Raw genomic sequence first — 21,706 nt, forward strand, 5'->3', positions numbered from 1 at the left:
AAGAGCCGTCATAGCGCGTTTCCCGGCGATTAACCAGAAGCTCATCGCTAGGGCGGCGGACATCGCCCAAACTTTATAGCCGCGCCACGCCCCGCTACCTTAGCAATGGAAGGAAAATCGCTCAAGGCCGCATTATGTACGCTATTCGGGCCAAATGTACGAATGTATGCCTATATACCGTGATCAAGCGACCAGGGGATCATAGTTGACGATGCGCCTCGACAACAAGTCGGCTGGACTGTGCGAGGTGCAGGGCGGCGAGGATCGCCGCTTCGACGACCGCCACCGGCAGGTAGAGGTCCTTGTCGTGCCACAGGGGCGGGTCGTCGGCCTCGCCCGACCGGAGCAGGTAGTCGTACCCTCTGGCGGCCACCTCCGCGACGAGTCCGTCCTCACGGTGGTTGTCGCGGCTCAGCAGGAGCAGTTGCATCGCGTAGGCCGTCTCCTCCCGGGTGCCGCACCAGCGGCCCCAGGAGCCGTCCGGCCGCTGGGTTCGCAGCACCCAGTGCACTGCGCGCCGCACGGAGGAGGCGCAGCCGGCGCCCCCGAAGGAGTCCAGCGCCAGTGCGCAGGAGACAGTCGCGTAGTAGGGCGAGGCGTGCCAGCGGTCGTCCCACCACCCCTCCGGCCGCTGGCGTTCACAGAGCCAGACCCCGATCGCGTCCATGTCCGGCCGATAGCGCTCGGCGGCCTCCGGCCGCACCGCCGCGTACTGCCCGAAAGCGTCGAGGACGTGGGCGTTCACGCTGACCGACGCACCCTCCTCCCCCTGCCAGGTGCAGAAGTGGGTGTCCGTACGGAAGGCGCACAGGCTGTCCGGCTCGTACGGCATGCCGAGGAGCGCGAGGGCGTACAGGGCGACCGACGTGGTGTCGGCGTCCGGAGGCAGCCCGGCGCCGGCGGGCGTGCCGACCGGCTGGATGGCGGCCCGCAGATCCGCCAGCATCTCCGGCGGCACCTCGAAGAGGATCCCCGCACGAGCGAGCCAGCTCAGCACCCACCCGCGCTCGAAAATCGTGATCGGGAGGCCCACCGGGACCGGCCCTCCGTACCGTCGCGCGACCGCCTCCAGGTGCCGCCTGGCCGCGGTGCCCGAGTCCGGCAGGGCGCGGCCGTTGAGCCAGGCCGCGGTGGCGGCCGGGGAGGCGCCGACGGTGCCGATCGACGTGGGCTGGACACCCGGGATCCTGTGGGCGACAGGGCCGATCACCTCCAGCGCGTGCATGAGTTTCTGCGGCAGTTCCGCGCCGGAACCGGCCCTCGACCTGACAGCGGCGAGCATGCGGTCGTTCATGCCCGCGGGCAGCCGCAGCCTCGGCCGCCCGCCGAGGTGCGGCACACCTTCGCCGCCCAGCGTGTCCAGATGCGCGTTGACCAGGCCCACCAGCGCGGGCACGATCAGTTCGATCGCCGGCATGTCGGGGAAAAGCGGCGCACCGCCCTGCGGCGGCCAGCCGAGCAGCCAGTCCAGCCCCCTGCCGGCCGCCCGCGAGAGTGACTCCCCGCCGGGCTCCTCCCGCGACATCGCGCACAGAAGCGCCTCGGTCGCGCTCAACGTGGGGACGAGGGCGTATCCTTCCGGCCCGCCCCAGCGGCCGTCGGGCTGCTGCCCGTTCAGCAGGAACCGCACCCGCTCCGGGTGGCCCACCAGCCACGGCGCCAGGCTCACCAGCCGCCCGGTCTCGTACACCGAGGGGGAGACCGTGCCCCACGGCCGGACCATGAGATCGGTGACCAGTTCGGCGGCGGCGGCCGGGACGTCGACCGCCTTGGGGAAGGTCAGGCCGCCGACGTTCACAGTCCGCCCCAGTAGTCGGTGATCCCGTAGAAGCCCATGCTGTACCCAATCTGCCTTTCCAGATAGACCACCTCGTCCGGGCAGACGTCGCGCAGCGGCTCCAGGAGCTCGCCGCACCCGTCCACCAGGACGTCGACGCGTCCGGCGATCTCCTCCCGGCCCGAGCAGAGCATCAGCGCGTTGAGATCGCCCCAGGCGAGGTCCCGCTCGTAGGTGGCCAGGTCGTTGAGCAGGCGGAGGACGCGCTGTACCTGTCCGCTCGCGGCCCTGAGCTCGTCGAAGTGGCCGAGCGCGGCCAGGTCTCCGCCCCGGATCCAGTGGGACACGTTGACGAAGGACGAGCCGAAGTTGTCCGCGTTCGCGAGGTACTCGTCCAGGGTCGGCAGCGGCCTACCCTCACGGGCGGCCGTCTTCCAGTCCCACTCCCGCGCCATGGCCGACAGCATCCGCCGCAGTTCCTCCCTCCAGACGGGCTCGAAACCGGCGAACGCGGGCGCCGTGGCGAGCTCCTCCTGGATCTCGGCGAGAAAACGGCCCAGAAGGAAGTCCGGCGGCGGCGGAGAGCCGTCCGCCACGTCCAGACAGCCCCGGACGAGGTGGTCCACCTCCTCCCGCGACGTCGCCACGTAGTCGAGGAGCCAGTCGAGCGCGAAGATCCACAGCGCCGTGCGGCTCGCGACACGCAACCGGTCCGTGCTCGCCCACATCGCGCCGAACGCGTTCGCCTGCGCGACCGCGCTGAACAGCGTGGAGTCGAACGGCCGCGCGGGGAAGAGACCGGGATAGGCCGCCTGGCACTCGCGCAGATCCCGCTGGAGCCCGGCGGACACGGCGGCGGCGGCACCGCACTCCCTGGCCGCCCGGAGCGCGTCTCCTGTCGGCTTCGTCTTGTGCATGATGTCCCGTTAGTCGCTGGTGATGGGGCGCAGGGTGATCTCGACCCGCTGGCGTGGCCGCAGCGAGGCCCCCATCTGGGGCGTGGCCACCTCCGGGCTACAGGAGAGCAGTTCGTAACGGCTGAGGATGCCGGCGATGATCAGCTGGGCCTCCAGCATGAAGACGTGCATGCCGAGACACTGATGAGGACCCCCGCCGAACGGAAAGTACGCGTACCTGTGCCGGCCCGAGGACCGGCGCCCGGAGAAGCGGCCGGGGTCGAACTCCTCCGGCCGCTCCCAGAACTCCTCCATGCGGTGGGTGATCCACGGGCTGATGACGATCGTCTCGCCCTTCTTGAGCAGCACGCCGCCGAGGGGCTCCGACTTCACGACCATCCGGGGGAACAGCCAGCCCACCGGGAACAGCCGCAGCAGTTCCTGCACGACCTGCTTCGTGTAGGGCAGGTCCGCCAGATGGGCGGGCCCTATGGGCCCGTCCCCGACGACGAGGCCGATCTCCTGCCGCAGTCTCGCGGCCACCTCGGGATGCGCCTGCAGGAGAGGCCACAGCCAGGTGAGCGCGCCCGCTGTGGTCTCGGTGGCGGTGGCCAGCATGGCGACCAGGTTGTCGCGCACCCATCGGGCGCTCCGCCTGCCGCCCACCGCATCCGCGGCCCGGCACAGGACCGAGACGATGTCGTCGCCCTCTCCGGGACTGCCCATGTGCCTGTTCGCGAGCGGAACGACGACGTCGTCGATCGTCCGTACGGCGTTCCTGAAGGCGCGGTCTCCCGGAACCGGGAAACGGTAGGGGACGAAAGGGAGCAGGTAGCGGAAGATGACGGACGTGCCGACGGCGTCGAAGGCCGGGGCGAGCCGCGCGGCGTCCGCCATATCGATCTTGTCGCCGAAGAAGACCCGCATCACGACCCTGTTGACGATCCTCGCCATCATCGCGGGCACGTCGATCGGAAGGCCGGACCCGGCGGGCCGGGCGAGCTCGTCGACCCCCTCGGCGACCGCCTCCGCCATGCGGCCGGCGAGCCCTTCGACGTTCTTGGCGGTGAACACGGGCTGCAGAGCCCTGCGGCTGCGCTCCCATGTCGGCCCGTCGGCCATGACGCCGTCCCCGAACAGCCGGTGCAGCGGTTTCCAGAGGACGCCGTCACGCAGGTAGTTGGCGGAGTTGCCGCGCAGGACGTGCTGCAGGTGATCCGGGTGTGTGATCAGGTACGGCCGGAAGGGACCCAGATTCACCCTGACGACGTCGCCACCGGTCCGCCGGCCGATCTCGAGGACGGCGTGAACCGGATCGCGAATGATGGCGGGAAGGACCTGCCGGAGGGGAAGGGTTCTCGCTTGTCGGATCGGTTTCGCGTCAACCTCGATCGGCATCCTGCCTGCTCCCCACCTGACGATCACGCCATTCGCGAAGTATCACATGATCTACACCGATTGATCAATGTTGCAGGCGAGTGACACTCTTGTCGTGTGAGGCGCGAGATGCGGTGATAGCGCGGTTTGCGCAAGTTGTGAGTTTTGACACGTTTCACGGGAGCTGAAAGAGGGAAGGACCAGACCTCATGGCCTGGCCCCTCCGCACGACGCGTCGTCAGGCGTGGCTGGTCACCAGCAGCGCGATCCCCACGAGGATGACGACGGGAATCAGCCATACCACGACCTCGCCGAGGAACTCCTTGTACATGGGGACCGAATCCTCTCGGTGACGTGCAAAAGTGAACGGACCTGCAGCATATTCGGTCCCGCTGCCAGGCGAAACCCGCCTCGCCCCCGAACGGAGGCCGCCCCGGCGGCAGTGGTCCCCCTCCGGCGATGATCGCGCCCGCCCCGTGGCGGGTCACGATGCGTGGGTCCGGGAGCCTGACGATCAGAGTGAAACGTACATATGTCGCCGCAGGCCGCGGTGTTCTCCAGCCCGCGGCCCTGGGCCAACCGGGAGGCCGCTCTCTACCATCGCGCCGGACGGCACGAGGGGAGACGCGATGTCGAGGACAAGTGCGGTGATGGCGGCCCTGCTCGTGGTGCTCGGGGTGCTCGTCACCCGGCCCGCGCAGGCGGCCCCGGTGCGGATCATGGCGCTGGGCGACTCGATCACCGGATCGCCCGGCTGCTGGCGGGCACTGTTGTGGAACAGGCTGCAGAGCAACGGCTTCACCAACATCGACATGGTGGGTACCCTGCCTCCGCAGGGCTGTTCGGTCCCCTACGACGGCGACAACGAGGGTCACGGCGGCGCGCTGGTCACCACCGTCGCCGACCAGAACCAGCTGCCCGGATGGCTCTCGGCGACCCGCCCCGACATCGTGCTGATGCACTTCGGCACCAACGACGTGTGGAGCAACAAGCCCACCGCGACCATCCTCGCGGCGTACTGCACGCTCGTGGACCAGATGCGGGCGAGCAACCCGAACATGAGGGTGCTGGTCGCGAAGATCATTCCGATGAACCCGGGCACCTGCCCCGAGTGCGGGCAGCGGGTGGCCGACCTGAACAACGCCATCCCCGGCTGGGCCGCCGCCAAGACCACCGCCGCGTCCCCGATCCAGGTGGTCGACCAGTGGACCGGCTTCAGCACGAGCGCGGACACCTACGACGGCGTCCACCCCAACGCGAGCGGCGACCAGAAGATGGCCGACCGGTGGTATCCGGCCCTGTCGGCACTGCTCGGCGGCGCCCAGCCGTCGCCGTCCGCATCGCCGTCCGCATCGCCGTCCGCATCGCCGTCGCGGTCCCCGTCCCCGTCCCCGTCGCCCTCCCCCTCGCCGTCCGCGTCACCCTCCCGCTCGCCCTCGCCCTCCCCCTCGCCGTCCGCGTCACCCTCCCGCTCGCCCTCGCCCTCGCCCTCGCCGTCCGCGTCGCCGTCGCGTACACCGTCGACGGGCCCCGGAGGGTGCTCCGCCACCTACGTGGTCACCAACCAGTGGGGCGGCGGCTTCCAGGGCGAGATCACGGTGAAGAACACCGGCACGGCTCCCATCAGCGGCTGGACCGTGACCTGGACCTTCGCGAACGGCCAGCAGGTCTCCCAGGCGTGGAACGGCACGCTCACCCAGAGCGGGGCGAGCGTGACGGCGAAGAACGTGAGCTGGAACGGCTCCCTCACCACGGGCGCCACCACGACCCTTGGCTTCCTCGCCTCCTGGAACGGCGCCAACTCCGTCCCCTCCCCGAGCTGTACGGCCACCCCCTGACCTCCACCGGGCCCGGCCGGTCACGGCGCGGCGGCCCCGGCCGCTCCGGCGACGCGGGCCGCACCTGGACCATCGGCACGCTCGCGGCCGACACCTCCGAGCACCGCTACCGGATTCGTCCGCAGTGATCCGGCCTTCAGGCCTGGGTGAAGCGGACCCGCCCGCGTAATGCCCCGGTGGTCACGAGAACCAGGTGGGCTGCAGGGCGAACATGCGATTTCTGCCAGTTCTGATATCTCCCTGTAATCGGCCACACACCATCGGTAAAATCATGGTGTGCAGCTCAGGTACAACTTCCGCCTCTACCCCACCCCTGGTCAGCGTGCCGCGCTGGCACGGGCGTTCGGGTGCTCGCGGGTCGTGTTCAACGACGGGCTGCGGGCACGACAGGACGCCCGGGAGCACGGCTTGCCGTACATCTCCGACGGGGAGTTGTCCACGCGGGTCATCACCGAGGCGAAGAAGACACCGGAGCGATCCTGGCTGGGCGAGGTGTCCGCCGTGGTGTTACAGCAGGCACTCGCCGACCTGAACGCCGCGTACCGGAACTTCTTCGCCTCGATCACCGGCAAGCGGAAGTGGGCGAAGGTCGCCCCGCCCCGGTTCCGGTCCAAGAAGGACAACCGGCAGGCGATCCGCTTCACCAAGAACGCCCGATTCTCCATCACCGCGGCCGGGAGGCTTCGCCTGCCGAAGATCGGAGACGTTCCGGTCCGCTGGTCCCGCACCCTGCCCGCCGAACCTTCATCGGTGACGGTGATCAAGGACGCCGCCGGGCGGTACTTCGCCTCGTTCGTGGTCGAGGTCGCCGAGCGCCCGCTCACGCCGGTCGAGCCGGAGACCGGGATCGACCTCGGACTGACCGCCTTCGCGGTCCTGTCCAACGGGCGGAAGATCGACGCCCCGCGTTTCCTGCGCCGGGCCGAGAAGAAACTCACCCACCTCCAGCGGGCGCTGTCCCGCAAGGCCAAGGGGTCGAACAACTGGGCCAAAGCCCGGCAGAAGGTCGCCCGCCGGCATGCGAAGGTCGCCGACGCGCGCCGCGAGTTCCACCACCAGCTGTCCACCCGGATAGTTCGCGACAACCAAGCGATCTACGTGGAAGACCTGGCGGTCAAGGGACTGGCACGCACGAGGCTGTCCAAGAGCGTGCACGACGCGGGCTGGTCATCCTTCGTCGACATGCTGGAGTACAAAGCCCGCCTGCACGGGCGGGCCCTCCATCGAATCGACCGGTGGTTCCCCTCCTCGAAACAGTGTTCCGAGTGCGGGGCGGTCGCCGAGTCGATGCCGTTGAACGTCCGGTCGTGGCAGTGCCCCTGCGGGGCGGCCCATGACCGGGACGTCAACGCCGCGAAGAACATCCTCGCCGCCGGACGGGCGGAGAGACTAAACGCCTGTGGAGCGCAGGTAAGACCAGGCGCTGGCCTGGCACAGCGCGAGGAAGCAGGAAGCCTCAGAGGTGTCGCGTGAACGCGCGGCACGGGCTGAATCCCCGGCCTTCAGGCCGGGGAGCGCGTCAACGGTAGCCGGTGACGTCGGCGGGACGGCCGGTGTCCTGCACCTCGACCAGGTAGCGCCAGGCGTCCGGGCGGCTGCCGTCCACGTCGGTGAAGCCGTAGACCTGGGCCAGCCCCCCGCTGGACAGCGACTGTCCGTTCCAGCGGCCGGCCTCGGGGTCGGCGGCCAGGGCCGCGACCGCGCGCCCCACGAAGGCCGGGGTCTCGGAGATGGCGAAGTGGGGCTGGTCGGCCAGCGCGTCCCGCCAGGTCTCCTCCGTCACGCCGAAGTGCTCCAGCATGATCTCCGAGCGCAGCCAGCCGGGCGTGAGCGACACCGCCGTCGCGCCGTACGGCGCCAGCTCCTTGGCCTGCGCGAACGCCATGCGGAGCACCGAGGTCTTCGCGAGGTCGTAGAAGAACGAGACGCGGTAGTTGGCGGCGTTGTACTCCGCCGTGCCGTCGGTCACCTCCACGACCAGCCCGCCCGGTTTACGGATCAGCAGGGGCAGCGCGTAGTGGCTGGTGACGATGTGCGTGTCGACGGCGAGCCGCAGGATGCGCAGGCCGTCGTCGAGGGAGTGCTCCCAGAGCCGGTCGCTCCAGCTGAACAGCAGCTCCCCGCCCCAGATGTCGTTGACCAGCACGTCGAGCCCGCCCTGTTCGGCGTCGATCCGCTTCACCAGGGCCTGCACCTGGTCGTGGTCGAGGTGGTCGACCGGCACGGCGATCCCCCGCCCTCCGGCGGCGGTGACCAGCTCGGCCGTCTCCTCGATCGTCTCCGGGCGGTTCATCTCCGAACGCCGTTCACGGGTGGTGCGGCCGGTCACGTACACCGTCGCGCCCGCCGCGCCCAGCTCCACCGCGATGCCGCGGCCCGCACCGCGGGTCGCCCCGGCGACCAGTGCGACCGTCCCCTCCAAGCTGACCGTCATGAGGCGTCATGCTGCCAGACGTCACCGACAAAAAGTGTTGGCCGCGATCTCTGGGGGCAGTGCGTGGTTTCGGCTATGGTGCTGATCGCGATCCCTAGGAGGACGGCATGAGCGAATACGCGGCGACTTTCACCCTGATCGACACCGACCAGGACGGGCGGATCTCGGCCGAGGAACTCGTCCGCCTGATGGAGGTGCTCGGGCAGCCGCTCACACCGGAGGGCGCCCAGGGCGCGATCAACAAGGTCGACGCGGACGGCGACGGCCTGATCGATCTCGACGAGTTCGCCGCCTGGCTCAGCGGACGCTGACGTCAGGCCCCCGGTTCCGGAGCGAAGACGTCCGCCGCCGTGATCGCCATCACGCCCGCGTCGGCGTTCGTCACCTCGGTCCGCGCGCACACGGCGTAGCGCAGGCGCTCTGGATCCGGGACGAGCCGGGCGGCCTTCTCCGACAGCTTCCCCACGAGCCGCCGCGCGGAGACCGATCTCGCCCACTTCGCCTCGCCGCGCCGCCAGTTCCTCGACTCTGTTCACGAAGCCCACGCGGTGAACCTGCGTCAGGCGTAGGCATGTGGGTTCCGCTCCGCGGGTGACGGCAGCGGCGATAATCGAGTCATGATGGCGGCCGAGTCGGCGCAGACGCTCGAACGGGGCTTACGGCTCTTACGGCTGCTCGCCGACGCCAACCGGGGGCGGACGCCCACCGAGCTGGCCCAGGAGCTGGGCCTCAGCCGTCCGGTCGTCTACCGGCTGCTGACGACGCTGCAGGCGGAGGGGTTCGCCCGGCGGGACGCGAACGGCCGCGTACACCTGGGTTTCGGCGTGCTCGTCCTGGCCCAGGCCGTGCATCCGCTGCTGCGGGCGGCGGCCCTGCCGGAACTGCGCACGCTCGCCGAGCACGCGGGGGCGACCGCCCACCTGACCGTGGCCGAAGGCGACGAAGGGCTCGCGGTCGCGGTCGTCGAGCCTTCGTGGACCGATCTCCACGTCGCCTACCGCGAGGGATCGCGGCATCCCCTGACGCGCGGCGCGGGCGGGCAGGCGCTGCTCGCGCTGCGGGAGGGCCTCGCGGAGCCGCCGCTTTACACGAGCAGGGGGCAGCTGCAGGAGGGGGCGCAGGGCATCGCCGCCCCGATCCGGGGCCTTCCCTGGCTGGAGGCGTCGGTCGGCGTGATCAGCTTCGCCGACCTGGACGCCGAGAAGGTGGGCCCGCTCGTCCTCGACGCGGCGGCCCGGCTCACGACCGCCCTCTCCGAACCCACGCGCTGACGCTCACCCTCTCAGCAGCCGCGGCTCGGCGAAGACCGTGTTGTCTCCGCAGCACGGGGCGCCCGGGCTCATGTCCGCAAGCTTGACATCGGGCCAGGCAGGGCGAATCGTCGTACATATATAGGACATGCACGTCCGATAAACGGACAGCTGGGAGGCGTCATGCCGTACTACCGGGTGGTCGGGGAGGTCCCGCGCAAGCGCCACGTGCAGTTCCGCTCGCCCGGCGGCGGGCTGTACCAGGAGGAGCTCATGGGAGAGGAGGGCTTCTCCTCCGACTCCTCGCTGCTCTACCACCGCCACGCGCCGACGGCGATCGTCAAGGCCGAGGCCGTCGACGCGGGAACGCCCGCCCTCACGCCGAACCTGCCGCTCTCCCCCCGCCACTTCCGCACCCAGGACCTGAAGCCCGGGGGCGACCTGGTCTCCGGGCGCCTGCCGCTCGCCGGCAACTCCGACGTCCGCATCTCGTACGCCGCGTGCGACGCTCCCAGCGAGCTGTACCGCGACTCGATGGGCGACGAGTGCGTCTACGTCGCGAGCGGCCGGGCCAGGTTCGAGTCGGCGTACGGCGCGCTGGACGTGGCCGAGGGCGACTACGTGGTCGTCCCGACCGGGACCATCCACCGCTGGGTGCCCGACGGACCCGTGACCGCGCTGATGATCGAGGCGGCCGGGCACATCAGGCCGCCGAAGCGCTACCTGTCCCAGTACGGCCAGTTCCTGGAGCACGCGCCGTACTGCGAGCGGGACCTGCGGGCGCCGGCCGAGCCGCTGCTCGTGGACGGCGAGGAGGTGCCGGTCCTGGTCAGGACGCGGGGCGGGCTGACCCGGCTGACCTACGCCCACCATCCCTTCGACGTGGTCGGCTGGGACGGCTGCCTCTATCCGTACGCGTTCGACATCCGGGACTTCGAGCCGATCGTGAAGCGGACCCACGCGCCGCCGCCGGTCCACCAGACGTTCGAGGGGCCCGGCTTCGTCGTCTGCTCGTTCTGCCCCCGGCCGCTGGACTTCCACCCCGAGGCGGTGCCGATCCCGTACAACCACCACAACGTGGACTCCGACGAGTTCATGTTCTACGTGGGCGGGGACTACACGGCCAGGAAGGGCTCGGGCATCGACGTCGGCTCGATCTCGCTGCATCCCGCGGGCTTCACGCACGGCCCGCAGCCGGGCGCGGTGGAGGCCGCCGTCGAGGCCGTACGCCAGGGGCACACGGAGACGACCGAGATGGCCGTGATGATCGACACGTTCCGCCCGCTCGACCTCGGGCAGGCCGCCCTCGCGTGCGAGGACACCGGCTACGCGTGGACGTGGGCGGCGCGGCGATGAGCTTCGGCGTCGGCAACCTGCCGTACGGCGTGTTCTCCCGGGCCGGGGAGCCCCGCAGGGTCGGCGTCCGGGTCGGGGACCACGTCCTCGACCTGGCGGCCGCCCTCGGCGGGGACGTCTTCGCCGCGCCCAGCCTCAACCCGTTCCTCGCCCTGGGCCGTACGGCCTGGCAGGAGGCGCGGGGACGGGCGCGCGAGGCGGCGGCCGCGGGCGACCACCTGTTCCCGCTGGCGGAGGTCGTCCTGCACCTGCCGGTCGAGGTGGCCGACTACGTCGACTTCTACGCCTCACTGGAGCACGCGTCCAACCTCGGGCGCATCCTGCGGCCGGGCGAGGAGCCGCTGAAGCCGAACTGGCGGCACCTGCCCGTCGGCTACCACGGCCGGGCGGGCAGCGTCGTGGTGTCCGGGACTCCGATCAGGCGGCCGTGCGGGCAGCGGCCGTCCTTCGGGCCCTCCCGGAAGCTGGACATCGAGGCGGAGCTCGGCTTCGTCGTCGGGGTGCCGGCGCCGCTCGGCGGGCACGCCGGCGCGTTCGAGGACCACGTCTTCGGGGTCGCGCTCGTCAACGACTGGAGCGCCCGGGACATCCAGGCGTGGGAGTACGTCCCGCTCGGCCCCTTCCTGGGCAAGTCGTTCGCCACCTCCATGTCGGCGTGGATCACCCCGCTGGAGGCGCTGGAGGAGGCCAGGGTCGAGGGCCGGTCGCAGGACCCCGAGCCCCTTCCGTACCTCACCAGGCAGGCGCCCTGGGGTCTCGACCTCACCCTGCGGATCGACCTGAACGGCGAGACGGTCTCCACGCCGTCGTACCGCGACATGTACTGGACGCCTGACCAGATGCTCGCCCACCTGACCGTGAACGGCGCCGGTCTCCGCACCGGCGACCTGTTCGCGAGCGGGACGGTCTCGTCCGCCGGGCAGCCGGGCTCGCTCATCGAGCTGACCTGGAACGGCGCCGAGCCGGTGAAGCTGCCGGGCGAGGCCCGCACGTTCCTGGAGGACGGCGACACCGTGACGATCACCGCCTGGACCTCGCACGGAGTGAGCCTCGGCGAGGTCTCGGGGACGATCCTTCCGGCGACTTAGCGTATTTCTGTCGTCACCCCCCGCTATCTTTGGGGCCCGTGAAGGCATCCGAGCATTCCCAACGAGGCACGCGGCCCGGCCGGCCGGATCGGCGCGCGCCCGGCGGCCCACCGGCGCGCCGCACCCGCCGCGGGATGCTCAGGGCCCGCGCGACGCTCAGTGCCCGGGCGGTGCTCGCGGTGCTGCTGGCAGGGTGTGCGGCGCTTTCCGCCGGCTGCGCCGTACGCGTGCCGGCCGCGCCGCGGATCACGATCACCCCGGCCTCGGGCACGGCGGCGGCGCCGCCCGAGACGGGCCTCGTCATCCGAGCCGAGGGCGGCAGGCTGACCAGCGTGCTGGCGTTCGCGGGGCGTGATCCGGTGCCCGGCGCGTTCGATCCGTCCCACACCGTGTGGCGGTCCTCCTGGACGCTGCGTCCCGGCACGCAGTACGTGGTCGACGCCGTCGCCACCGGAGCCGAGGGCGTGACCAGCCAGGCCACCGGCGGCTTCCGCACCCTCCACCCGCGCCGTGAGGTGGCCGTGGCCTCGGTCGCGCCGTACGACGGGGAGACGGTGGGGATCGGCATGCCGATCGTCGTGACGTTCACCCGGCCGGTGGAGGACCGCGCGGCCGTCGAGCGCGCGCTGGAGGTGCGCGGGCCGGCCGAGGGCGCCTGGTACTGGCCGGGGCCCGCCCAGGTCGTCTACCGTCCCCGCAGGATGTGGCCGGCCGATACCAGGGTGCGCTTCACCGCCCACCTCGCCGGGGTCCGCGCCGGTCCCGCGACGTACGGCGTCGCCGACCGGAGCGTGGCCTTCACCGTCGGCCGGGCGATGGTCAGCACCGTCGACACCCGGGCCCACCAGATGGTCGTACAGCAGGACGGCGTGGTGGCGCAGCGGATGCCGATCAGCGCCGGCATGGCGACCACCAGGGAATACACCACGTCGAGCGGCACGCATCTCACGATGGACAAGGGCAACCCCGTCCGCATGGTGTCGCCGGGCCGCCGCGAGGGCGACCCCGGCTACTACGACAAGCTCATCGGCTACGCCGTGCGGATCTCCAACAGCGGCGAGTACGTCCACGCCATGGACAACACGTGGGCGCAGGGCAGGATGAACGTCAGCCACGGCTGCGTCAACGTCCGTCCCGACCAGGCCCGGTGGTTCTACGACCACGCTCTCCGCGGCGACCCCGTCGTCGTCACCGGCACCTCCCGCAGACTGGAGTGGAACAACGGCTGGGGCTACTGGCAGCTCTCCTGGCCTCGATGGCTCGCCGGCAGCGCCCTGCGGGGCGACGGTCAGGCCGGGCCTTCCTCCGGGACGGGACCGGGCAGGGCGACGGTCACGTCCAAACCTCCCTCGGGGAGTGGCCGGACCTCCAGCGTGCCGTGATGGGCCTCCACGATCGCGGCCACGATCGACAACCCGAGCCCGAGCCCGTCGCGGCCCGCCTTCCTGCCGCTCTCCATCCGCTGGAAGGGCTGAAGCAGCAGGGGCACGCGCTCCGCCGGGACCAGCGGGCCGCTGTTGCGGATCCTGAGCGTGGGGCGGCCGTCCGCCGCGCCCGTCCACACGGTGATCCACCCGCCCGGCACGTTGTGCCTCCGCGCGTTGCCGAGGAGGTTCGCGACCAGACGCTCGATCAGGGCGGGGTCGGCGGAGGCGGGCGCCGGGTGGAGCGACGCCTCGATCCGCGGGTCCGGGGCGTCCTGGCGGCCCGGGGCGTCCTGGTGGAAGAGCGCCTGCGCGGCGACCGCCGCGAGGTCGAGCCGCTCCCGCCGGTGCGGGCCCTGCTGGCCGCGGGCCAGGGTGAGCAGCGCTTCGATGAGCCGTTCCTGCTGCTCTCCGGCCGCCAGCACGCGCCCCAGCACCGCCCGCAACGTCTCGGCGCCGGCCTCCGGATCGGCGAGCGCGATCTCGGCCGTGGCCCGTTGCAGGGTCAGCGGGGTGCGCAGCTCGTGGGAAGCGTTGGCGACGAACCTCCGCTGCGCGGTGAACGCCCCCTCAAGCCGGTCGAGCAGGTCGTTGAAGGTGACGGCCAGTCGCCTGAGCTCGTCGTCCGGCCCGGAGACGGGCAGCCGCCGGTCGAGCCGTTCGGCGGTGATGCGCCGGACGGTCGCGGTCATCGCCCCCAGAGGCCGCAGCGCCCGCCCCGCCGCGAACCAGCCCAGGATCATCGCCGCGAAGGCCGCCACCGCGAACGCGACCAGGGAGTTCACCAGCAGGCGGCGCAGGCTCGCGGCCTGCGCGACGTGGTCCGGTCCGGGCGTCCCGGCGGGCGGTCCGCCGCCGGGGGCCGTGGGAGCGACTGCCGGGCCGGGGAAGGGCGAGAAGCGGACGAGCACGTAGATGAGAGCGACCAGCAGCGCCCCGGCCACCAGGAACAGTCCCATGTGGAGCAGGGTCAGGCGCAGCCGTACGGTCCTCACTGAACCTCCAGACCGGTGGTCATCGTGATCGGCGTGGTGGGCGTCAGGCGCGGGGGCGGAGCGGCCGTGACGGGAGCTGCCGTGACGGGAGCGGCTCAGATGCGGTATCCGGCCTGCGGAACGGTCTCGATCAGCGGCGGGTCGCCCAGCTTGCGGCGCAGCCGGCTGATCGTCACCTTCACCGTCTGGGTGAAGGGGTCGGCGAACTCGTCCCAGGCGTGTTCCAGCAGTTCCTCGGCGGAGACCGCGGCGCCCTCGGCCGCCAGCAGCAGTTCCAGGACGGCGAACTCCTTGGGACTCAGCAGCAGGCGACGGCCGGCCCGGGTGGCGGTCCGCGCGGCCGGGTCGAGACGAAGGTCGTCATGGACGAGCACCGGCCGCAGAGCCCGTTGCGACCGCCTGGCCAGTGCCCGGATCCGCGCCACCAGTTCGGCGTAGGCGAACGGTTTGGGCAGGTAGTCGTCGGCGCCGATGCCGAGGCCGGTCACCCTGTCGTCGATCGTGCCGGCGGCGGTCAGCATCAGCACCCGCGCCGGGTGCCCCGATTCGACCAGCGACCTGCAGACCTCGTCGCCGTGCAGGCCGGGCAGGTCCCGGTCGAGGACGATCACGTCGTAGCCGTTGACCGCGGCGTTGACGAGCGCGGCGTGGCCGTCCAGCACCACGTCGACCGCCATGCCCTCACGGCGCAGGCCCGCGGCGACCGTCCCGGCCAGCTCCTCGTGGTCTTCGACCAGCAGCACCCTCACGATCTTCAGCATGCCGCGTCCACCGGTTACAGCGGGGTAACCGTTCCGGTTCCGTCCCCGTAACCGGTGCCCGGCTTGACTCGGACGTGTCGGCAAGTCCCTACTCTCCGAGGAGCGGCAAGATGATGCGACCGACGACCAGACGGCTGTCGCGTGCCATATCCGGCCCGGCGATCGTGCTGAGTGCCGTGGCGACCGTGGCCGTGATCGCCGTGCTGTTCGGCGTGATCAGAGGCGTGGTCACGGGCGGGGAGTCCTCCGCGACCTCCACGACGACCCCCACCACGACCGCGGCCGTGAGCGGCACGACCGGCGCGGAGATCGGCACCGCCTTCACGGCCTGCATGCGCGCGCACGGCGTACCCGCCTTCCCCGACGTCACGCTCTCATCGGACGGCCTGGTCAACCTGGATATCAAGGGTGAGCGGGTCGACGGCTCGTCGCGGATCTATGGTGCGGCGGTGCACGCGTGCGAACCGCTGTTGCCCGCCGGGGCACGGCTGCCGGGCGCTCCATCCGCTCCACGCGCGCCGTCCGCTCCGGAAATCAAGGGACGCTGAACCGGCCCCGAACTCGCCGTTTCCCCGGCTCGTGAGGTTTGATGGAGGAACCAGACGGCGATGACATTCGTTCATTGCTATGGAGGCGGCAATGGACTCCTGGATCGTATGGCTCATCCTGGCGGCGGTGCTGGGCGTCGCGGAGCTCTTCACGCTGACCGCGGCGCTGGGACTGCTGTCGATCGCGGCCCTTCTCACGACGGTGGTCGCGCTCGTCGGGCTGCCGCCCGCGCTCCAGCTCGCCGTGTTCGTCATCGCCTCCGCGGCCGGCCTCGCCGGTGTACGGCCCCTCGCGGTGCGGCACATCAAACAGCCTCCGCCACGCCTGTTCGGGGTGCGCGCGCTGATCGGCAGGTCCGCGTACGTGACCGCCGAGGTCACCGGCAGGGACGGCCGGGTACGCATCGGCGGCGAGGAGTGGTCGGCCCGCGCATACGACGAGACGCTCGTGATCCCGGCAGGGGCCACGGTCGACGTCATAGAGATCGAGGGCGCGACCGCCCTCGTATATCCCCGGGAGTAGTGAGGCATGGACGGAGCAGTCATCGCCGGAATCATCATCGCCCTGGTCGTGGTCTTCACGGTCCTACGGTCGATCCGCATCGTGCCGCAGGCCCGGGCCGGCAACGTCGAACGCCTGGGCAGGTACTACCGCACGCTCGGTCCCGGCCTGAACTTCGTGATCCCGTACATCGACCGGGTCCGTCCGCTGCTGGACCTGCGCGAGCAGGTGGTGTCGTTCCAGCCGCAGCCGGTCATCACCGAGGACAACCTGGTTGTGGACATCGACACGGTGCTGTACTTCCAGGTCACCGATCCCCGGGCGGCGGAGTACGAGATCGCCAACTTCATCCAGGGCGTCGAGCAGCTCACCGTGACGACCCTGCGCAACGTGGTCGGCGGCATGGACCTGGAGAAGACGCTCACCTCCCGCGACGTGATCAACAGCCAGCTGCGCGGCGTGCTCGACGAGGCGACCGGCAAGTGGGGCATCCGGGTCAACCGGGTCGAGATCAAGGCGATCGACCCGCCGAAGACCATCAAGGACGCGATGGAGAAGCAGATGCGCGCCGAGCGGGACAAGCGCGCGGCGATCCTCACGGCCGAGGGCCAGCGGCAGTCGAAGATCCTCACGGCCGAGGGCGAGAAGCAGAGCGCCATCCTGCGGGCCGAGGGCGAGCGGACCTCGCAGATCCTCAAGGCCCAGGGCCAGTCGCAGGCGATCGACGAGGTGTTCCAGGCCGTGCACCGCAACGACCCGGACCCCAAGCTGCTCGCCTACCAGTACCTCCAGGTGCTGCCCCAGCTCGCGCAGGGCGAGAACAACACGTTCTGGGTGATCCCGAGCGAGGTCACCTCGGCGCTCCACTCGGTGTCGAAGGCGTTCACCGAGGCGCTGCCCGCCTCCTCGGCCGCCACGGCCGAAAGCGGCAGGCGGGAGCTGAGCGCGGCGGGCAGCGAGGCGGTCGCGGAGGCCGAGCGCGCCGCCGCCGAGGCGAAGGCGGCGGCCGAGGACAGCGAGCTGGGCCCGCGCCGGATCGAGGCCGGCCGGCCCAACCTCGACACCCTGGCCGGCGCCAACCCCGACCCCGCCCACGCCGTCACGCCCGACCCGTCGGGCGCCATCCCGCCCGCCGAACGCCCCTGACCCGGTGCGCCACCGCCACGCCCCGGCCGCCTGGTGGTCAGCCGGGTGAACGCGTCGTGGACTCGCCCGGCTGCGGTCGCGACCGACAGGGTGAAATCGCCGCAGCCGGGGTGGGTCAGGACGCGGCGACGGTCACGCACTCGGCGAACCGGGCGTAGCGGGCCAGCTCGTCCCGTGTGGGAGTGATGACCAACTCCGCGGCGACCTGCTCGATCCGGGCACGCAGAGCTTTGGCGGCTTTGCGTGCCCGGCGGCGTCCGCCGAGCCAGGCCGCCGCCCGGCACACCAGGGCGATCAGCACTCCCAGCAGCGCCCCGCCGATCAGCAGCACGGTCGGCCAGGGCGCCCGGCCAAGGGTCGGCGTGAGCGGCCGCGGCAGCATCAGATAGTCGAGCCCGAACACCACGAGCAGCCAGATCGCCCCGGCGGCCATCGCGGCGACGGTCAGCCACTGGGCCGCCCCGGCCACGCGCCACCAGCGCGGAGCCCGGGACACGCCGCCGGAGACGGTCGCGACCACCCGGTCCAGGGTGTCGGTCAGCTCTCCCGACCGCGAGCGGGCGGCGTGGCGTACGGCTGTCGCCCACGGCTCGGGCACGCCCGCCGAGGCGGCGACTCCCACGTCGCGGAGCGCGGTGTCGAGGGCGGACGCCTGCACGGCGGTCGCCGGGGGCAGCGACGACCGGCTGCCGCGGGCCAGGTGCAGGCGGCGCAGCGGGTCGGGCCTCAGCTTCCGCAGCCAGCGCGTCACGGGCCATCCCGTCGCGGCGGTCGAACGGTGCCGGTGCGACTTCGCGACGGCCTCCACCACGACCGGCACTCCGGCCGCCTGGGCGAGCGCCCGTGTCAGGGCCCTGCTCACGGTGACCTCGGGCACGACCACCTCCCCCGGCGCCGGCCCCGCGTACGCCGCCTCCGGAGCCCAGAGCGCCGCGGCGGACGAGGCCACGTCGGCGGCGAGGCGCGACGACCAGGCGCGGCGCCGGGAGACCTCTCCTTCGAGCAGCTTCCGCAGTTCGGGGAGGCCCGCACCGGTGCGGGCGGACACGGCGAGGAGCGGCACGCCGTCCAGGCCGTCGGCCGCCAGCAGGCCCCGCAGGTCGTCCAGGCAACGCTTGACGGCGTTCTCGGGCAGCCGGTCCACCTGGTTGAGCACCACGACCATGACGTCCCGGTGCCGGGCGAGCGGCCGCAGGTAACGCTCGTGCACGGCCGCGTCGGCGTACTTCTGCGGGTCGAGCACCCACACCAGCAGGTCGACCACGGCGACGAGGCGATCCACCTCCTCGCGGTGGGACAGCTCGATCGAGTCGTGGTCGGGCAGGTCGAGCAGGATCAGCCCCGGCGACTCCCCCTCGACGGTGTGCCGCAGCGGGACGCCGAGCCAGTCGAGCAGCGGGCCGGAGCCGTCCGGGCCCCACAGGGCCGCCTGCGCCTTCGACGTGGTGGGCCGGGTCACGCCCACGGTCGCGAGATCCGTCCCGGACAACGCGTTGAACAGCGACGACTTCCCGCTGCCCGTCGCCCCCGCGAGGGTCACCGCCGTGTGGTCCACCGACAGGCCCCGCCGTACGCCGGCCCGGGTCACCACGGCGCGGGCGCGCTCCACGGTTTCGGGGCCGAGCCGGCCCTCGGCCAGGTCGACGGCCTCCGCCAGCGCCTCCAGGCGGTCGTCCAGCGGCACCTCCGCCTTCCTGCGCAGGAGCTTCACAGGTCGCCCCTCTCCTGTACGGCCTTGGCCGCCTCCCGCAGCCGCGCCGCCGTCTCGGTGGCCGGGCCCAGCCCCTCGACCAGCGAGGAGAAGCGGGCGCGTTCCTCGTCGAGCAGCGCGCGGACCCGGCGGCGCAGGTCCTCCCGGGCCTCCTGCGTCAGGGTGCGCACGGCCTGGTCGCCGAATACGGCCTCCAGCAGTTTCTGACTGAGCACGCCGGTGCCGCCCGCGATGCCCAGCTCTATGCCGGTGATCCCGCCCGTCGTGGAGAAGACGGCCAGCATGATCAGCACTCCCAGGCTGTTCACCCCGAACGACGCCGCCCGGGCGATCGTGCGCCGGTCGGCGCCCTCCGACCTCACCAGGTCGAGCACGTGGCCCTGCCAGGCGCGTACGGCTTCGCCCGCCCGGCGGGGCAGGTCGGCGGAGGCGCGGCCGAGCCGTCCTGAGACGGCGACGCCGGACCTGTCCAGCACGTCGCGCCCGGCGGGCAGGGCCAGCCACGCCTCGACGGCCCGCTCGGCGGCGCCGTCGGCGGTGGACCGGATCAGCGACTCCACCCCGCTCTCCAGCGCCACGCGCAGCTCCCGGTCGGGCGCGGGACCACCCCGGAACGCCGCCGCGATCCGGTCGCGCAGCCAGCCGATCCGCGACTCCAGCGACCGCATGAGGTCGCCCGTGCCGACGAAGTCCTGCCAGCGGGCCAGCACCTCACCGCGCAGCAGCCTGCCGTCCCGCATGCCCTCGTCGAACGCCGACATCGCCACGTCGTACGCCTTGTCGGCGATGGCGCGCAGTTCGGCGATGCCCACGCGCTGGCGCTCGACGCGGTCGGCGAGATCGGGCACCCGGGTCGCGAGGCTGTCGAGCGCGCCGGTGAGGGTGCGCCGGACCACCTCGGCCCGCGCCTTGGCGTCCACCGACAGGTCGGCGAGCCAGGTCGCGATCGGCTGCACGGCGGGCGCGGGCAGCCGGGCCCGTTCCGAGGGCAGCGCCAGCTCCGGCACGGCGAACAGCGGCGTGCCGGCCAGGCCGTTGTCCGCGAGCAGCCGGGCCAGGTCGGCGGCCACGGGCTCGCGCGCCTCGTCCGGCACCCGCTGGAGGATCACCGCGAGCGCCGTGCTCCGCTCCCGGGCCAGGCGCAGGAAGCTCCACGGCACCTCGTCGGCGTACCGCGCGGCGGTCGTGACGAACAGCCACAGGTCGGCCGCGGCGAGCAGTTGCGCGGCCAGCTCCCGGTTGGCGGTGACGACCGAGTCGATGTCGGGGGCGTCGAGCAGCGCCAGCCCGGGGGGCAGCGCCTCCACGGGGGCGATCCGCAGCGTGCCGGGCTCGCCCCGTCCCGCGCCGGACGCTCCCCCCGTCGCGCCGCCGATCGCTCCGCCCGTCACCCTGGCCAGGCCGGGCAGGATCACCGGCGAGGTGAACCAGGGAGAGTCGGCGGGGTTGCACACCAGGGTCGGCGCTAGCGTGGTGGGCCGCAGCACCCCCGGCTCGGTCACGGTCGTGCCGACGAGGGAGTTGACCAGCGTCGACTTGCCCGCCCCGGTCGAGCCGCCGACGACCGCGAGCAGCGGCGCGTCGATGGCGGCGAGGCGGGGCAGCAGGTAGTCGTCGAGCTGTCCGCGCAGCTCCTTCAGCACGCGCCGGTCGGCCGCGGCGTCCCCGATCTCCAGGGGGAACAGGTCCTGATCGAGGTGACGCCGCAGGATCTCCAGGGCCGCTCGCAGCCTGTCGTTCCCCGCCATACACCCGACCTTCCCCGGGGAAGGCCCTCGAATCAGCCACCCGCGCCGAGATCACCCGGCGCCAGGCCTGTTTCGCGGGCACCCGATCGGGGCGGCACCCCCAGGCGCCCGGGGCTGGACCGGCGGGCGGCGTCCGGTTCGTCAGCCGCCGGGGGCGGGAGTGGGAGTGGCGGCGGGCAGCAGCACCCCGCACTTCTCGTACGCCTTGGCGACCTTGGGGTCCGCCGTCGCGAGGTCGCGGAGGCGGACCGCGCCGGAGATCTCCGCGCCGTTGTCCTTCATGCAGGTGCGGAAGGCCTGCAGGGCCTGGGGATCCGCGCCGCGCCGGCCGAACCCGCCCGGACCACCCTGCGGCATCAGCGAACGACACGCCTCGAACGCCTTCTGCGTCGCCGGGTCCATCGAGCGGAACCCGCCGAAGCCCCCGCCCGGCCCGCCGCTGGGCCTACCGCTGGGCCAGGCAGTGGGCCAGGCAGTGGGCCTCACGCTCGGCCACTCCGTCGGCCTGCTCCTGCGCCGGTCACCGGGCCGGTCACCGGGCCGGTCACCGGGCCATGCGGACGGGCGGCCGCTCGGCAGCGTGACGCCGTTCTGGCGCAGGCAGTCGGTGAACGCCGCCCGGGACCCGGCCCCCGCGGCCCGGTCGCCGGTCGCGGCACCGGCGGTCGCGCCACCAGGGCCACCACCCGCGCTCCCACCACCCGCGCTCCCACCGCCGTCGGCGCCACCGTTGCCGCCGCCACCGCAGCCGGCCACCATGACCGTGAGGACCACCGCGACCACAGCTGCGTACGGGCGACGAAGCGAGGCGGCGCCGGCCGGGCCGCGTACGGCGGATCTCGAAGTGCCTGGCAT

20 protein-coding genes are annotated in these 21,706 nt (G+C 72.1%); 10 read left to right on the forward strand and 10 right to left on the reverse strand.

What is annotated here, in order from left to right:
- Positions 1-199: 199 nt before the first annotated feature.
- Genes OG344_RS05370 through OG344_RS05380 form a run of 3 tightly spaced genes read right to left on the reverse strand, consistent with a single transcriptional unit; the run spans position 200 to position 4,071 of the window.
- Positions 200-1,798: a prenyltransferase/squalene oxidase repeat-containing protein gene (locus tag OG344_RS05370; RefSeq protein WP_405087233.1), complete on the reverse strand. Its 1,599-nt coding sequence runs from the start codon at positions 1,796-1,798 to the stop codon at positions 200-202.
- Positions 1,795-2,694 (reverse strand): terpene synthase family protein, encoded by a 900-nt coding sequence (locus OG344_RS05375; RefSeq protein ID WP_405087234.1) that lies wholly within the window; start codon positions 2,692-2,694, stop codon positions 1,795-1,797. Before OG344_RS05375 ends, OG344_RS05370 begins: the two co-directional genes overlap by 4 nt.
- 9 nt (positions 2,695-2,703) lie before the next feature.
- Positions 2,704-4,071, reverse strand: coding sequence for a cytochrome P450 (locus OG344_RS05380; RefSeq protein ID WP_405087235.1), 1,368 nt, complete (start codon positions 4,069-4,071; stop codon positions 2,704-2,706).
- Positions 4,072-4,679: 608 nt separating this feature from the next.
- Here OG344_RS05380 and OG344_RS05385 point away from each other — a divergent pair.
- Together OG344_RS05385 and OG344_RS05390 are read left to right on the forward strand one after the other, a co-directional pair.
- The gene (locus tag OG344_RS05385) at positions 4,680-5,888 is read left to right on the forward strand and encodes a cellulose binding domain-containing protein (RefSeq protein WP_405087236.1); all 1,209 of its coding nucleotides are present in this window, start codon (positions 4,680-4,682) and stop codon (positions 5,886-5,888) included.
- Between the two features lie 276 nt (positions 5,889-6,164).
- Positions 6,165-7,361, forward strand: a complete 1,197-nt coding sequence (locus OG344_RS05390) for an RNA-guided endonuclease InsQ/TnpB family protein (protein ID WP_405087237.1) — start codon at positions 6,165-6,167, stop codon at positions 7,359-7,361.
- A gap of 46 nt (positions 7,362-7,407) precedes the next feature.
- On the opposite strand, the gene OG344_RS05395 is transcribed toward OG344_RS05390, so the two are convergent.
- Positions 7,408-8,322 (reverse strand): SDR family oxidoreductase, encoded by a 915-nt coding sequence (locus OG344_RS05395; RefSeq protein ID WP_405087238.1) that lies wholly within the window; start codon positions 8,320-8,322, stop codon positions 7,408-7,410.
- A 107-nt stretch (positions 8,323-8,429) separates the two neighbouring features.
- Here OG344_RS05395 and OG344_RS05400 point away from each other — a divergent pair, with 107 nt between their 5' ends.
- Entirely contained in the window at positions 8,430-8,633 is a 204-nt protein-coding gene (locus OG344_RS05400; RefSeq protein ID WP_405087239.1) for an EF-hand domain-containing protein, read from the forward strand.
- A 2-nt stretch (positions 8,634-8,635) separates the two neighbouring features.
- Here the strand turns inward: OG344_RS05400 and OG344_RS05405 are convergent, their stop codons facing one another.
- Positions 8,636-8,788: a hypothetical protein gene (locus OG344_RS05405; protein WP_405087240.1), complete on the reverse strand. Its 153-nt coding sequence runs from the start codon at positions 8,786-8,788 to the stop codon at positions 8,636-8,638.
- 151 nt (positions 8,789-8,939) lie between these two features.
- Between OG344_RS05405 and OG344_RS05410 the strand changes: the two genes are divergently transcribed.
- The 4 genes from OG344_RS05410 (at position 8,940) to OG344_RS05425 (ending at position 13,398) form a co-directional block, all read left to right on the forward strand.
- Positions 8,940-9,593 carry an IclR family transcriptional regulator gene (locus tag OG344_RS05410; RefSeq protein WP_405087241.1) on the forward strand — a complete coding sequence of 218 codons (654 nt, stop codon included), beginning with the start codon at positions 8,940-8,942 and terminating at the stop codon, positions 9,591-9,593.
- A gap of 162 nt (positions 9,594-9,755) precedes the next feature.
- Complete coding sequence (locus tag OG344_RS05415) at positions 9,756-10,928, forward strand: homogentisate 1,2-dioxygenase (protein WP_405087242.1); 1,173 nt, start codon at positions 9,756-9,758, stop codon at positions 10,926-10,928.
- Positions 10,925-12,016 (forward strand): fumarylacetoacetase, encoded by a 1,092-nt coding sequence (gene fahA, locus OG344_RS05420; RefSeq protein ID WP_405089049.1) that lies wholly within the window; start codon positions 10,925-10,927, stop codon positions 12,014-12,016. The genes OG344_RS05415 and fahA overlap by 4 nt, the downstream gene beginning before the upstream one ends.
- A 134-nt stretch (positions 12,017-12,150) precedes the next feature.
- Positions 12,151-13,398 carry an Ig-like domain-containing protein gene (locus tag OG344_RS05425; RefSeq protein WP_405087243.1) on the forward strand — a complete coding sequence of 416 codons (1,248 nt, stop codon included), beginning with the start codon at positions 12,151-12,153 and terminating at the stop codon, positions 13,396-13,398.
- On the opposite strand, the gene OG344_RS05430 is transcribed toward OG344_RS05425, so the two are convergent.
- Together OG344_RS05430 and OG344_RS05435 are read right to left on the reverse strand one after the other, a co-directional pair.
- The gene (locus OG344_RS05430; RefSeq protein ID WP_405087244.1) at positions 13,305-14,435 is read right to left on the reverse strand and encodes a sensor histidine kinase; all 1,131 of its coding nucleotides are present in this window, start codon (positions 14,433-14,435) and stop codon (positions 13,305-13,307) included. The two genes, OG344_RS05425 and OG344_RS05430, sit on opposite strands and share 94 nt — an antisense overlap.
- A gap of 95 nt (positions 14,436-14,530) precedes the next feature.
- Positions 14,531-15,184: a response regulator transcription factor gene (locus OG344_RS05435; RefSeq protein WP_327049455.1), complete on the reverse strand. Its 654-nt coding sequence runs from the start codon at positions 15,182-15,184 to the stop codon at positions 14,531-14,533.
- Positions 15,185-15,306: 122 nt separating this feature from the next.
- On the opposite strand from OG344_RS05435, the gene OG344_RS05440 reads away from it, so the two are divergent.
- From OG344_RS05440 to OG344_RS05450, 3 genes are all read left to right on the forward strand, one after another.
- Positions 15,307-15,744, forward strand: coding sequence for a hypothetical protein (locus OG344_RS05440; protein ID WP_405087245.1), 438 nt, complete (start codon positions 15,307-15,309; stop codon positions 15,742-15,744).
- 91 nt (positions 15,745-15,835) lie between these two features.
- Positions 15,836-16,267, forward strand: a complete 432-nt coding sequence (locus OG344_RS05445; protein WP_327048157.1) for an NfeD family protein — start codon at positions 15,836-15,838, stop codon at positions 16,265-16,267.
- Between the two features lie 6 nt (positions 16,268-16,273).
- Positions 16,274-17,392 (forward strand): SPFH domain-containing protein, encoded by a 1,119-nt coding sequence (locus OG344_RS05450; RefSeq protein WP_327048158.1) that lies wholly within the window; start codon positions 16,274-16,276, stop codon positions 17,390-17,392.
- A 115-nt stretch (positions 17,393-17,507) separates the two neighbouring features.
- On the opposite strand, the gene OG344_RS05455 is transcribed toward OG344_RS05450, so the two are convergent.
- From OG344_RS05455 to OG344_RS05465, 3 genes are all read right to left on the reverse strand, one after another.
- Positions 17,508-19,103, reverse strand: a complete 1,596-nt coding sequence (locus tag OG344_RS05455; RefSeq protein WP_405087246.1) for a YfjP family GTPase — start codon at positions 19,101-19,103, stop codon at positions 17,508-17,510.
- Entirely contained in the window at positions 19,100-20,851 is a 1,752-nt protein-coding gene (locus OG344_RS05460) for an ABC transporter (RefSeq protein WP_405087247.1), read from the reverse strand. Before OG344_RS05460 ends, OG344_RS05455 begins: the two co-directional genes overlap by 4 nt.
- Positions 20,852-20,992: 141 nt before the next feature.
- Positions 20,993-21,706: a hypothetical protein gene (locus OG344_RS05465; protein ID WP_405087248.1), complete on the reverse strand. Its 714-nt coding sequence runs from the start codon at positions 21,704-21,706 to the stop codon at positions 20,993-20,995.

Origin of the sequence: Microbispora sp. NBC_01389 (assembly GCF_045040095.1) — a bacterium.
Classification (GTDB): Bacteria; Actinomycetota; Actinomycetes; order Streptosporangiales; family Streptosporangiaceae; genus Microbispora.

Coding starts and splice junctions, on each gene's coding strand:
- OG344_RS05375 (WP_405087234.1), bottom strand. CDS start 2,694: ATGCACAAGACGAAGCCGACAGGAGACGCGCTCCGGGCGGCCAGGGAG.
- OG344_RS05380 (WP_405087235.1), bottom strand. CDS start 4,071: ATGCCGATCGAGGTTGACGCGAAACCGATCCGACAAGCGAGAACCCTT.
- OG344_RS05385 (WP_405087236.1), top strand. CDS start 4,680: ATGTCGAGGACAAGTGCGGTGATGGCGGCCCTGCTCGTGGTGCTCGGG.
- OG344_RS05395 (WP_405087238.1), bottom strand. CDS start 8,322: ATGACGGTCAGCTTGGAGGGGACGGTCGCACTGGTCGCCGGGGCGACC.
- OG344_RS05400 (WP_405087239.1), top strand. CDS start 8,430: ATGAGCGAATACGCGGCGACTTTCACCCTGATCGACACCGACCAGGAC.
- OG344_RS05410 (WP_405087241.1), top strand. CDS start 8,940: ATGATGGCGGCCGAGTCGGCGCAGACGCTCGAACGGGGCTTACGGCTC.
- OG344_RS05415 (WP_405087242.1), top strand. CDS start 9,756: ATGCCGTACTACCGGGTGGTCGGGGAGGTCCCGCGCAAGCGCCACGTG.
- fahA (WP_405089049.1), top strand. CDS start 10,925: ATGAGCTTCGGCGTCGGCAACCTGCCGTACGGCGTGTTCTCCCGGGCC.
- OG344_RS05425 (WP_405087243.1), top strand. CDS start 12,151: ATGCTCAGGGCCCGCGCGACGCTCAGTGCCCGGGCGGTGCTCGCGGTG.
- OG344_RS05440 (WP_405087245.1), top strand. CDS start 15,307: ATGATGCGACCGACGACCAGACGGCTGTCGCGTGCCATATCCGGCCCG.
- OG344_RS05445 (WP_327048157.1), top strand. CDS start 15,836: ATGGACTCCTGGATCGTATGGCTCATCCTGGCGGCGGTGCTGGGCGTC.
- OG344_RS05450 (WP_327048158.1), top strand. CDS start 16,274: ATGGACGGAGCAGTCATCGCCGGAATCATCATCGCCCTGGTCGTGGTC.
- OG344_RS05460 (WP_405087247.1), bottom strand. CDS start 20,851: ATGGCGGGGAACGACAGGCTGCGAGCGGCCCTGGAGATCCTGCGGCGT.
- OG344_RS05465 (WP_405087248.1), bottom strand. CDS start 21,706: ATGCCAGGCACTTCGAGATCCGCCGTACGCGGCCCGGCCGGCGCCGCC.